This window comes from Barnesiella sp., from assembly GCF_022723415.1.
GTDB lineage: Bacteria > Bacteroidota > Bacteroidia > Bacteroidales > Barnesiellaceae > Barnesiella > Barnesiella intestinihominis.
Window position 1 is genome coordinate 40,242 of record NZ_JAIJHU010000003.1, and the last position, 12,207, is coordinate 52,448.

The window sequence follows — 12,207 nt, forward strand, 5'->3', positions numbered from 1 at the left end:
CAGTTTAACTATTTTTTTCGAAATCAATCGCCGATAGGTACATCGATAACCAAACCGGCTTTCCAGTCTATATCGACAGCCAATGCCAATTCCAAACGCGGGTTAATCAGGTCGGGAACCGTATTGTAGGCTTTTGCCAACGAATTGATAGACAAGTTCGCCGTCGTATTGTAATCCTGCTGGAATACGCGAACGACTTCACTCTTACTGTTGTCCTTCTTATAAGTCAGCTTTCCTACCAAGTAGAACGTTCCGCCTTCGGGAACCAAATTGCCGTCTAAACCGTAGAATTGAGGACCGTCATTCAAGACCTCCAAAGCAATATTGGGTGTATGTCCCAAATCTTCTGCATTACCGGTAGAACAATCGGCCGTCTCAGGCAATAAGCTGTATATAAATGGAGTCATACCAGCAAAATCGGGAGTAGCGGCATTCGTCAATTCGTAATCATTGGTATTCATTCTGTTGTCATATACAATCTTGGAATAAGTATCGGAAGCAGAAGGATGCATTTCCCAATCCAGTTTATCGGGCAGACCGCCAATCAATATACCCTTTACAACAAAATTATGGTTGGTCAAAGTCACCTTAGTATTTTTACCGGCCGGAACTGTACCATCGGCCGATTTGAATGCAGCTTTCACATCGAGACGTGCCACACCGTAATTGATCGTTTTGTTCAAAGCAATCTTCGTCGTCGCTACCGTAATCGGCGTACGAGCTCCGCTATAAACACCATTATTCCAATTAGTAAATGTCGGAAGAGTCGAATAAGCTACCGGATAGGCATTGGTCCAATAATACAAAGAAGAAGGATAGCTGTATGCCTTCGAAGAACCGCTCGTAACAATACCCGAACCGCCGGGGCCGTTCTCATCGAACAAGATGATACCGTTATTCAATTTATATGCTCCTTTCGGAAGATTGGCGGGGAAATCTTTGTAAGCATCTTTTGCCAACTCTGTCGCCATATTATCGACCGATGTCTTTGCCGTATTGGCTGCTGACGTAGAGTAATTCGTATATAATTCGCCCAACCCGTTCGAAAGATACTGTAAAGCCAATTTCAGATTTTCCAAAGAAGCGCTATTGAACGAAAAGTAACCATTCTGCAACTCTGTTGCCTTATTCTTCTCCTCACCCTCTGTCAAACTACCGACATAAGTAGCTAATGCATCCGTAACATTCGTTTTCCACGCCTCTATCAAAGCGGCTGCGGTAGAATAGGAACCACCGGTATAAGTACCTTCGGTAATATTCTTCAAAGTAAACGCTATGTCGGCAGGCGTCAAAGAGGTAACCGAAGCATCGGGTGTCATCTCCAAGACACCTTTGTAAGCCGCGTCATGCTTGGCTTTACCGTAAAAAAGGAAAGCGATGTCGCCGGAAGGAATAGTTACGTCGGTAAACGTTTTTACAAAATTCTCGGCCTCGCCATTCGTGATCTCAGAACCTGTCAACTGGGTAGCACCGGCCAACACCGAATTAGCTCCTACATAATCGTCGCTCAAATTTGAAAAAGGCATTAACCTCAAACTTTCTATACCCAAGAAATTGTTGTTGCCTTGAACATCGTCGCTGGTAGCACGGGACACCGGCGAAGGAATAGCGAACGAGAAACTCGTCTTGACAGCATCTCTTTCCCCCACAGGAGTCTCTCCTCCCGGAATAACCTCTTCGTTGGAACAAGACGACAGAACTGCGGCAGCGGCAAGGAACATAGTCCCGGCTTTTGCCCATTTTGTTTTCATTGTTTTCATCTTCGTAATTGTTTTTGTTAAAAGATTAATAATCGTTTTCTATATTTTCCAAGTTTTGAATAGCTACTTTGTCTCCCATAGCGGCTGCCTGCTTGAACAAGTCCAATGCCGTCGCTTTATCGCCTAAACGATAATAGGCTGTCGCGAGAGTGTTCAAACAGCGTTTGTCTTCCCGTATGGGTCGAAGCAAAGAGACAGCCTCGTCGAAATCGCCCTCGGCAATCATACCTTGTGCCCGGTTGATCTTTATAGCGTTATAATCCGGTTCCGAAGTATAATAAACCCTCATGTATCCCGAATTACGTTGGTCGGAGAATACCGAGCGCAACAGGTCCTTGAAAGGCTCTCCACCGTCCAGCCGGCGCAACAACCACTCCCGACGGCCGAGATCGGCCGTATGGTCGATAATATCGAGCATCTCGTCCCGGCAATCGAATGTGCTTTCTTCCACCCGATCGCGCAATTCGCCCCATGCCTCGCCCCCGTTGGCTACCTCGTAGAGGCTATCCGGCAATTCGAGATAACTGTTTACATACTCTTTCAAGACCTCGGCGCGAGCGCCTGCCAAACGGGTATTCCGGCCGAGAGGACCCTCGGGCGAAGCAAACCCGACAATCAATATCTTCCCGACATCGGAACGGTCGTCGGCATAGATCTGCCTCAATATATCGACGATTCTACCGAGCGTCACATCGTTGTTTCGGTAATCGCGACGTAAGTCGGACTTATCGAGAGGGAAATAGACTTTCAATGCTCCCCGATCCCTCCATACGGTCATCGAATCGGAATAGGGTTCGTACTCTGCCATCGGGAACAAAACCTTTTCGACCTCGGCCAACCGTTCCGCCACACTCGGTATCAATGCCACCGGCTGTACCGAAGGAACATAAGGAGGACGCAGTTTCACATCGGAACAAAGGAAGATGCCCGGCAAAGGTTCGACCTTGCAACACCCCTCGCGCTCACATAACAGGCTGAGATCGACAGGGGCTCTACCCATCCATTTTTCATAAGGCAGCACGCAATCGTATTGCAACTCGCCGCCATCGACGGTCTGATAAAAAGGAACTTCATACGTTTTCCCCGAAAGCACGGCTTCCCGGCGGCGTAACTTTTGTTTACGCTTGCCTATAATTTCTATTTCGTCGAGAGCCAAAGAATCCACGCCGTTCTCGATAACGGGAATAAGCCTTTGTACATAATCGGAAGCAATCGTACCCGACGGAACCAAAATTTTGAAACTTACCCGAATACTATCTCCCGAACGGTGTATCGAAGCATTCTCGACCTTCACTTCGGCCCCGGCAAAAAATATAGCCCAGACAAAAACCGGTAGAAACACTATATATCTTTTCATCGCTTTCATTTCAGTATATAGATTATAGAAATCGCGGCTTCGGTAGGAGCAAGATAGCCTTTATGGCCGTCGCCTATTTTACGCCCGCAAGTACGACACTGGTAATAATCGAACGTATAAATCGGCTATATTTTTAGCGTGTTTTCCCCGATGAATTTTATTGTTTGTAAAGGCTTACAATACAAATAAATTTCAAAGTTTTTATTAATAATATAAAAATCAATCTGTTAAAATAAAATATAGTCATCGTATTTGTATTGTAATAATTCTAAAATATTGTAACTTTGTCACCGTATTTCAAATGGTAGTAATGGGGAAGCGGGGCAATAACAAATGATGCAAAATCTGTTATTGCCTAAAAATTAGAAGGTTATTATAATTGATAAAAAATATATGGGGCGAATAAAACGATTTGAGTTATAAAAAATATATTTTGTACTAATCCTCACATAATTAGACAAATAGATGAAGAGAATCCTAAATATAATTATAATAATATTATTATCGGCTATTTGTTTGACCGGTACGGCGCAAAAGATAGCGGTAAAGAGTAATCTCCTCGGTTGGGCTACCGCCACACCGACGTTGGGAGCGGAAATAGGATTGGACGATCGTTGGACGTTGAATACTCATATCTACTATAATCCATTCACTTTCAGGGATAACCGAAAATGGAAGCATATCCGCGTACAACCCGAAGTGCGTTATTGGCTCTGTCAAAAGTTCAACGGGCATTTCTTCGGGCTTCATGTATTATACACCCATTTCAATGCCGGACAAGTTCCGCTTCCTTTCGGAATTTTTCCCGATGTTAAAAAATATCGTTATCAAGGCAACACTTACGGAGCCGGGTTATCTTACGGTTATCAATGGATTTTAACACCTCGGTGGAGTATCGAGGGAAGTATCGGTGTAGGATACAAGTATAATACGTTGGTTTAAACCTAATAAATATATCTATTTATTTACATTTAGAAATATTATTTAACCATTCAAATATCATTATACAATCTACATTTATTGGGTTAAATAGGGATCTTCACATATTCTAAAAATAAAAAAAATTTGCCTACAAAAACAGAGGGATCTTAACCAAAAGGGATATATCGAGTGGTCTCGATATATCCCTCATTTTTAGATTCAGTAGAAAATTTGCGGGATAAGAGGAAAGGGGGACGCGCCACCCTGTTCTTGTATTCAAAGGTATCAACCTTCTCCCCTGCCGTGTCCCGTAGCATTACGGGGAATTGCAGAGCAACATAGGGGAAACACCGAAGAAACGATAGTTGCTAAGGAGAGGGGGTAAAAAACTGCTGAGTAGATTTTTGATGACATTCAACCCCTCCGTCACTACGTGACTCCTCCCCTATGTTTTGTTGTCAAACAAAACATAGGGGAGGAGTTGGAAACACCCACACAAAGGAGCCTTTCCCCGATGATATAAAATCAAATTTTCACACTAAACGGAACGCTTTGCGAAGCTCCTCGGATTGTTCGTCGGTCAGACCTTCGGGCTCGAATCCCATCGCACGAGCCTGCAAATAAATCTGCGCCGATTTAGACAGCGTATCGATCATATCGAAACACTCGATCACATCGCCACCGACAGCCAATGCTCCATGCTTCTCCCACATAACCACATCGTAACGATCGAGCAACCGGATAGTGGCATCGGCCAGTTCGAGCGAACCGGGCAACTTATAAGGCACGATACCCAAACCTTTGGGTACGATAACCCGCGTTTCGGGAATCATGGACCACAACAGTTTTCCCAGTACATCGGGCTGTAAGAACGCTCGGTTATGGGTCATCGCCACCAAATCGGTGGGGTGAGTATGCAACACGACCTTATTGTCGATGCCACGGCCTTTCAAATAGTCGTGCATCGAGAGATGCGAAGGAAGTTCCGACGTAGGCCGTACCGGATTATCGGCGATAATTTCATACCAATCTCCCGTATCGGAAATACGGATCACCGCCATATTTTCCATCGGGTGCGAAGCGACATAACGCATACGCCGGTTCGTACCTGTCACCAAAAAGAAATTCCCTTTCAATGCATTCATCACTTTGGGTAACGGGTATCGCTCGGAAATGGCAGGCAATGCCTTCTCTTCATCGGTCAATAAATCCGTAACGTTCACCGAAATATTTCCGCCGTTTCGTTCGGCCCACCCTCGTTGCCACAAATAGCCGGCCACTTCGGCAACATCGGCGATCTGGCATTCGAGTTTATCGTTTTTAATCAGTTTCATCTCTTTTATTTCATTATAAATTACTGTTTACCAAATTGGGGAAAACCGTCGAGAAGATAAGAATCAGCAACCCAGCGATCAATACGGTTACGGTCCGCCGTCCTACCCCATTCCACTCTTTCAACAAAATTCCCCACACGTTGCTGAAAATAACATTCAGCGACATCAATATGCTCCACGAGAAAGCCAGCATGACCGGCGAACCGGTGAAGAAACTTTTTCCCATGCCCAACCCGAAGAATTGAGAATACCAAAGCAAACCCGCCAAAGCGCAAAACAATAAGTTATTGACTCCTGTCGATACCGATACCGAGAAATACTCCCTGCCGGTACGATTCTTGATATTCTGCCACAGGCAATACGCCGCATTGGTGCAAAAACCGCCTAATGTAACCAACAGGATCACCGGGTTAAGGGCGAACAAGTCGGACGCACCCAACGCCAATGCCGTCTGCTGCACTTCGGCTCCGGCTTCGAGTCCGAGACTGAAACAGGCACTCATCATACCGGCGAGCAAGGCGACCGAAATCCCTTTGGTAAAAGCGAAATCGCGTATAGCTTTCTGCTTCTCCTCATCGCTCATATTCCGAGCCTTCAAACTACCCGCATAACCGATCACCGCAATACCGGCCAACGTAATACACACCCCGGCCAACAAGACGAGACCTTCGCCGCGAAACAGATTCGTTCCCGCAAACAAAGCCGGAAGCAATGTACCGAAAGCCGCACAAGTACCCAGCGAAATAGACTGTCCGAGGGCGACACCGAGATAGCGCATACTCAACCCGAAAGTCAATCCGCCCACTCCCCACAGCACACCGTACAAGACAGACATGAACGGAATACCCTCGGAGTAGAGTTCCCCGAGACTATGACCCGTCGGAACCGCCAGAAACGCACCCAACAAGGGGAACACCAACCATGCGAAAATCCCCTGCACGAGCCAGAAACTCTCCCAGCTCCAAGATTTCACTTTCTTGATAGGCACATAAGAGCTCGACTGGCCGAAACTCCCCACGGCAATAATCAATAATCCTATGAGAATATCCATGGCTCGTTACTGGCGTTTGGAAGTCACATTTTTCTCATAAGCCTCGATGTCGGCGATATAATCTTCACCCACGGGCACATCGTTCGTCAGGCAGAAGTAATCCCAAACAGCATTCCACGGCAGGCTCTTGCACTCTTCGAGCAAAGCGAGACGTTCGAAGAAACGCCCTTCGGCCTCATATTTGCGCAACAGGGCAAGCGGTTCGAGCAACGCTTGCAAGAAACATTTCTGTGTAGCCCGCGACCCGATGACATAAGCCCCGATACGATTGATAGAAGCATCGAAATAATCGAGACCGATGTGTACTCTCGAAAGGGCATCGCAACGAACCACTTCATGAGCCAAGTCGAGCGTGTCGTCGTTCATAATCGTCACGTGGTCGGAATCCCAACGAATGGGACGGCTCACATGCAACATGATTTCGGGCGTAAACAACAGCAACGAGGAAATCTTGTCGGCGATACTTTCGGTCAAATGGAAGTGACCGGTATCGAGAGTCACGATCTTATTGTGCTTCACGCCGTAACCCAAATAAAAATCATACGACCCCACGGTATAACTCTCGGCTCCGATACCGAAAAGTTTGGCTTCGATACAATCTTTCATGTGCCGGTACTCGGTAGCGAAAATACGGTCGAGAGACTGTTCCAACAACTGGCGATAATAGAGCCTGTTGACGGTCGTATCTTTGGAACCGTCGTGAATCCAAAGATTCATGATACAAGGATCGTTCTGATATTTTCCCATCTCGTCGGCAATCCACCGGCAACGACGAGTATGTTCTACCCAAAATTCACGAATCGAATCGTCGGGATTGGCAAGTGTGAGCATGCCGCTTTTGGGGTGGGAAAACGAAGTGGAATTAAAATCGAGCTTCAATCCGTTCTCTTTGGCCCATTGCATCCAACTGGTAAAGTGATCGGGAGTAACCTCGTCACGATCGACCTTCTTACCGCCGAAATCGCCATACACCTCGTGCAGATTGATGCGATGCGAACCGGGCAACAAAGATTTCACTTTAAGCAAATCGGCACGCACTTCGTCGATATTGCGAGCTTTACCGGGATAATTTCCCGTAGCCTGTATTCCGCCGGTCAATTCGCCGTCGGGATTTTCAAATCCTGAAACATCGTCGGTCTGCCAGCAATGCAGCGACAAAGATATTCCCTGCATTTTTTTCAACACTTCGTTCACGTCTACGCCTATGGCGGCATAACGTTCGGCGGCATACTCGAAAGCCGCCTTCACGGCTTGTTCATTCTTCATGATATTCTCCTTTCTATTTATAATAAATTACATTTCTTCTTGAAAATCACGTATTTCTCGTTCCACAGTTCGGTATCGCACGGTTCATAACGCTGTAACGAGACCGCTCCGGCTGCCAATCGACGCATGGAATCCCGATCAGCTACCACGCCCAAAGCCCGCAACTGTACCAACACATTACCCAAAGCCGTCGCCTCGGAAGGCCCGGCAATCACAGGAAGTCCGATAGCATTTGCCGTAAAACGGTTCAACAAATCGTTTTGCGAACCGCCGCCGATAATATGCAGACATTCGATGGGAAAAGATGCCACCGTCTGCAAGCGGGTCAAAACAAAGCGATACTTCAAAGCAAGACTCTCGAATATGCACCGCACATACTCGGCATGCGTTCGCGGTACGGCCATGTGATGAGACTTGCAATAATCCGCAATAGCCTCCGGCATGGAAACGGGATTGGAAAAAGTCGCATCATCGGGATCGACATAACTCTCGTTCGTGGCAACGGACTGTGCCATTTCCACGATTTGCGGATAGGAATAAGTCACACCCGATTTGTTTTTCCACACTTTTAGGCACTGTTCTAAAAGCCACAATCCGGTGATATTTTTCAGAAAACGGGTAGTCCCGTCGATACCGCCCTCGTTCGTGAAATTCATTCGATAAGCCTCGTCGGTGACAATCGGCTTTTCCGATTCTATGCCCATCAACGACCAAGTGCCGGAGCTGAGATAAGCGAAATTCCTTCCCGATGCCGGCACGGCTGCCACCGCCGATGCCGTATCGTGACCGGCGACAGCTACAACGGGAATAGCCGACAATCCGATTTCGGCCGCTACATCGGCCCGCAAGTTCCCGATTATCCGGCCCGGCATAACGACCGGAGGAAATTTTTCTACCGGAATATGCAAAGGTTCCAACAACCGTTCTTCTATCCGGCAAGTTTCGGGATTCATCAATTGGGAGGTCGACAATATAGTATATTCACACACCTCTTTTCCGGTGAGCAGATAAGAGATGGCATCCGGCATAAACAAAATGCTGCGTACTCCGTCTATATCGATACTACCTTCGAGACGCATCGCATAAAGTTGGAACAGCGAATTGAAATTCATAAACTGTATACCGGTCAAACGATAGACCTCTTCCCGGGGAATATGTCGGAAATATTGTTCGGGAACGCCCTCGGTATAAGGGTCGCGATATGCACGGGGCAACGAAACGAACGAACCGTCGGGCCGAACACAGACAAAATCGACGCCCCATGTGTCGACTCCGATAGAATCGATTGCAATCTGTCGGGAAGCCGCCATGTTCAGACCTTCTTTGATAGAATTGAACAGAGAATAAATATCCCAGTAACAACGTCCGTCAATCTCTTTAATCACATTGGGAAATCGGTTGAGAATTTCCATCTCCAACCCTCCGTGTTTCATTTTTGCCAAAATGACACGACCGCTCGTAGCTCCCAAATCTATGGCTATACATGCAGTGTCTTTCATGTAAAAACAAGATATTTTATAATTTACGAAGCAAAAATAGAATCGGAGAAATAGATTCGACTGATGTTTTTGATACAAAAACTTTCTATTTTGATATTCCGAAAAGAAATCCTATATTTGGGCTACTATGAATATGGAAGAGAAAAAATCGGATGCTTTAAAATATCTGAGAGTAAATGCTCGGGACGAAGAATGGGGTATCGTCATTACGACGGTAGGTTACCAATATGTTTCGCCTAATCATGCCTACCCGTTGTCGAAACACCCGGATAACTACAATTTCAAGAACGAAGGCAAACGCACCCTCAACGAATATCAATTGGTTTACATTACGAGAGGAGAAGGCTATTTTTCCAGCCGGTCCTGTCCGAAGACACACATAGAAGCCGGAACCATGCTGTTGCTCTTCCCGGGAGAATGGCACAAATATTACCCCGACGCCCGAACCGGCTGGGACGAACATTGGGTAGGGTTCAGAGGATTCCACATCGACAACCGGGTAAAAAGCGGCTTCTTCACCCCGTCGCACTGTCTGTTCAAAATAGGAACAGACGATAAAATCATAGACCTTTATCACGAAATCATGGACAAGGCCGAACGCGAGAAAGCAGGATTTCAACAAATCGTATCGAGTATCGTCTTACATTTGTTAGGAAGTGTGTACTACAAAGATTTGAATCGCTCGTTTAACGACGATCACATGATCGACATCATCAACAGAGCCAGAATCATGATGAAGGAAGAACAAACCGGGAACTTGTCTCCCGAAACCATTGCAGCCCGATTAGGTGTAGGATATTCTCTATTTCGCCGGGAATTTAAACGGTATAGCGGAATTTCTCCCGGACAATATCAGCAACAACTGAAACTGGCTCGTGCCAAAGAATTACTGTCCTCGTCCAATCTCTCCATTGCAGAAATCGCATTTGAACTGAATTTCGAATGCGTGGGACAATTCTCGACCTTTTTCCGCAAAAAGGAAGGTGTGACCCCATCGGAATTTCGACGACAAAGATTCTGATTATAAGATTTTTACACATTCAACAACAGACATTCGGGTAAATAATAAGAAATTGTTCATTATCATTTTACCTATATGATTTTGACGCTTTGACTTCAAAATTTGACGCATTGCTCTTTTGCATCTCCTCTTCCAAGTTACTTTTGTTTCCGAATCATAAATAATATTTTTATCTATGAAAAAGACATTCGCCTATGCCTTGTTGATCCTTACGGCTCTCTATTCTTGTGAAGAAGGAAAACAGGAAGAACCCGTACTTCCCGGAACGACTCCCGATGAAATCTATTTAAACGTTTCGCCCCATACACTCACTTTCGACGAAACCGACGCGTCGAAGAATATCATAACCGTCAGTACAAATACGAATTGGAAAGCAACAGTGGATAATTCGGGACTGAAAATAAACAGAACCGAAGGAACAAGCGAAGATACCTCCATATCCATTACCGAAGCTCCCGAAGGAAAGACTTGTAAACTCACGATTTCGACGATTCCCGCAAATGGAGAAAAAACGATTTCCAAAGAAGTGTCCATATCGAGAGCCGCGGCTGTCGTCACTCCCGACCGGACCATTATATATAACAACGATTTCGACAAAGAGATCGCAGTCAAAAACACATACTGGCCTTACCTCGACCAATTCGACGGCTGGAAAAATGCGAACGGAACCGGTAGCGGAGCCGAAACATACGACCAAATGAGCGTATCGGTCAGAAGCGACTGGACATCGGATTACGCCCCACCTGCCGACTACCGCCCTTACGCATCGGGGAAAAACAACATCTACTTCAACAAAGCCGGCAGCTTCGTCTCCATAAACAACATTAACATCGCTCAGGAAAAAAATTTTATCCTGCAATTCGGTAGTTCTGAAAACAAGACATTCGATTACGACGACTTGAAGGTCGAAATAGGAAACGGGACTTCATGGGTAGAAATAGACTATTCCAGAAATCTGACGAACAGTTGGGCTTTGACGACAAGCATGTTTTCCCTTCAAAACAGTTCCGGCACACTTAGTATCAGGTTCACCGCCACAGGCGCCACACAAATGCGCATAGACGACATAAGATTGACCGACGGAGAACCCTCGGAGCAAATCATCGTTTTCGATAACACCGTTTATCCGTTGGCAGAATTGCCTGCATACGAAAACGATGACTACGTCGTCACTCACTACGGCACGCTCGGCAGTCACAGGGTGCGGAACTATACTATGCTGTTCGATAAAGAGAAACACGCCGCTTTGTGGGTTGCATACCCGCTCCATTCATGTTATCGGGGAAACAGCGGAAGAACCGAGGCTTGGGCGGCAGACCCTCTCATCGAAATGTTATATCAGGCCAAAGTTTATGGCGAAACATTCTGCTATTATAAAGACTATTCACGCGGGCATCAAATACCTTCGGCCGACCGTACGGCAACCGACGAACTGAACAGCCAAACATTCTATGCCTCGAATATGACACCCCAAAACGGAGATTTCAACGGCGGGATTTGGGCTTCTCTCGAAGGGAAAATTCGGGAAAATATGTGCCAAGACACTTTATACGTAGTGACCGGTTGTTACTTTGGGAATGGATATACGACTACTTACGACGGATATTATGGAAACAACGCCGATCCCGCTTCTAAAATCTGTCCCGTACCTACCCACTATTTTAAAGTGGTATTGCGCACTCGTTCCGGGAACTCGGGAAAAGCCGTCGGTCAATGTGGCTCCGACGAGCTGAAAGCCATAGGTTTCTGGTTGGAACATCGCAACGACTACCCCCAAACATTCAGTACAGAATATTGCAAATCGGTAGAATATATAGAACAACAAACCGGGTTCACCTTCTTCCCCTCCGTACCAAAAGAAGTAAAAAAACAATGTACGCCGTCCGATTGGGTTCTCTGAAATAACCCCGGCTGAGACTGACAGCACAAAAAAAGGGGAACGGACCGTCTAAACGAAATGAACACGGTCGACAAGGTTCTTGGATTTTCTCTCCAAGA

Annotated in this window: 10 protein-coding genes; 3 read left to right on the forward strand and 7 right to left on the reverse strand. The window is 46.2% G+C overall.

The genetic code is table 11. The features are described 5' to 3' along the window. Positions 1 to 23: 23 nt before the first annotated feature. From QVD32_RS01220 to QVD32_RS13250, 3 genes are read right to left on the reverse strand one after another with little or no spacing between them, the layout of a single operon-like run. A complete protein-coding gene (locus tag QVD32_RS01220) occupies positions 24 to 1,760 on the reverse strand; it encodes a hypothetical protein (RefSeq protein ID WP_118687400.1) in 1,737 nt (578 codons plus the stop codon). A gap of 25 nt (positions 1,761 to 1,785) precedes the next feature. Beyond that, positions 1,786 to 3,117, reverse strand: coding sequence for a hypothetical protein (locus QVD32_RS01225; RefSeq protein WP_287710027.1), 1,332 nt, complete (start codon positions 3,115 to 3,117; stop codon positions 1,786 to 1,788). Between the two features lie 5 nt (positions 3,118 to 3,122). Continuing rightward, complete coding sequence (locus QVD32_RS13250) at positions 3,123 to 3,239, reverse strand: DUF3575 domain-containing protein (RefSeq protein WP_083855842.1); 117 nt, start codon at positions 3,237 to 3,239, stop codon at positions 3,123 to 3,125. A 343-nt stretch (positions 3,240 to 3,582) separates the two neighbouring features. On the opposite strand from QVD32_RS13250, the gene QVD32_RS01230 reads away from it, so the two are divergent. After that, entirely contained in the window at positions 3,583 to 4,059 is a 477-nt protein-coding gene (locus QVD32_RS01230; protein ID WP_008861416.1) for a DUF3575 domain-containing protein, read from the forward strand. Between the two features lie 512 nt (positions 4,060 to 4,571). Here the strand turns inward: QVD32_RS01230 and rhaD are convergent. Genes rhaD through QVD32_RS01250 form a run of 4 tightly spaced genes read right to left on the reverse strand, consistent with a single transcriptional unit; the run spans position 4,572 to position 9,188 of the window. After that, a complete protein-coding gene (gene rhaD / locus QVD32_RS01235; RefSeq protein ID WP_008861417.1) occupies positions 4,572 to 5,372 on the reverse strand; it encodes a rhamnulose-1-phosphate aldolase in 801 nt (266 codons plus the stop codon). A 13-nt stretch (positions 5,373 to 5,385) separates the two neighbouring features. Further along, the gene (gene rhaT / locus QVD32_RS01240) at positions 5,386 to 6,423 is read right to left on the reverse strand and encodes an L-rhamnose/proton symporter RhaT (protein ID WP_021890970.1); all 1,038 of its coding nucleotides are present in this window, start codon (positions 6,421 to 6,423) and stop codon (positions 5,386 to 5,388) included. Between the two features lie 6 nt (positions 6,424 to 6,429). Further along, a complete protein-coding gene (locus QVD32_RS01245; protein ID WP_008861419.1) occupies positions 6,430 to 7,689 on the reverse strand; it encodes an L-rhamnose isomerase in 1,260 nt (419 codons plus the stop codon). 17 nt (positions 7,690 to 7,706) lie between these two features. Continuing rightward, positions 7,707 to 9,188: a rhamnulokinase gene (locus tag QVD32_RS01250; RefSeq protein WP_021890971.1), complete on the reverse strand. Its 1,482-nt coding sequence runs from the start codon at positions 9,186 to 9,188 to the stop codon at positions 7,707 to 7,709. Between the two features lie 133 nt (positions 9,189 to 9,321). Between QVD32_RS01250 and QVD32_RS01255 the strand changes: the two genes are divergently transcribed. Both QVD32_RS01255 and QVD32_RS01260 read left to right on the forward strand, forming a co-directional pair. Next, complete coding sequence (locus QVD32_RS01255) at positions 9,322 to 10,209, forward strand: AraC family transcriptional regulator (RefSeq protein ID WP_040295978.1); 888 nt, start codon at positions 9,322 to 9,324, stop codon at positions 10,207 to 10,209. A 175-nt stretch (positions 10,210 to 10,384) separates the two neighbouring features. Further along, positions 10,385 to 12,109 (forward strand): DNA/RNA non-specific endonuclease, encoded by a 1,725-nt coding sequence (locus tag QVD32_RS01260; RefSeq protein ID WP_021890972.1) that lies wholly within the window; start codon positions 10,385 to 10,387, stop codon positions 12,107 to 12,109. The last annotated feature ends 98 nt before the right edge of the window (positions 12,110 to 12,207 follow it).

Coding starts and splice junctions, on each gene's coding strand:
- QVD32_RS01220 (WP_118687400.1), bottom strand. CDS start 1,760: ATGAAAACAATGAAAACAAAATGGGCAAAAGCCGGGACTATGTTCCTT.
- QVD32_RS01225 (WP_287710027.1), bottom strand. CDS start 3,117: ATGAAAAGATATATAGTGTTTCTACCGGTTTTTGTCTGGGCTATATTT.
- QVD32_RS01230 (WP_008861416.1), top strand. CDS start 3,583: ATGAAGAGAATCCTAAATATAATTATAATAATATTATTATCGGCTATT.
- rhaD (WP_008861417.1), bottom strand. CDS start 5,372: ATGAAACTGATTAAAAACGATAAACTCGAATGCCAGATCGCCGATGTT.
- rhaT (WP_021890970.1), bottom strand. CDS start 6,423: ATGGATATTCTCATAGGATTATTGATTATTGCCGTGGGGAGTTTCGGC.
- QVD32_RS01245 (WP_008861419.1), bottom strand. CDS start 7,689: ATGAAGAATGAACAAGCCGTGAAGGCGGCTTTCGAGTATGCCGCCGAA.
- QVD32_RS01250 (WP_021890971.1), bottom strand. CDS start 9,188: ATGAAAGACACTGCATGTATAGCCATAGATTTGGGAGCTACGAGCGGT.
- QVD32_RS01255 (WP_040295978.1), top strand. CDS start 9,322: ATGGAAGAGAAAAAATCGGATGCTTTAAAATATCTGAGAGTAAATGCT.
- QVD32_RS01260 (WP_021890972.1), top strand. CDS start 10,385: ATGAAAAAGACATTCGCCTATGCCTTGTTGATCCTTACGGCTCTCTAT.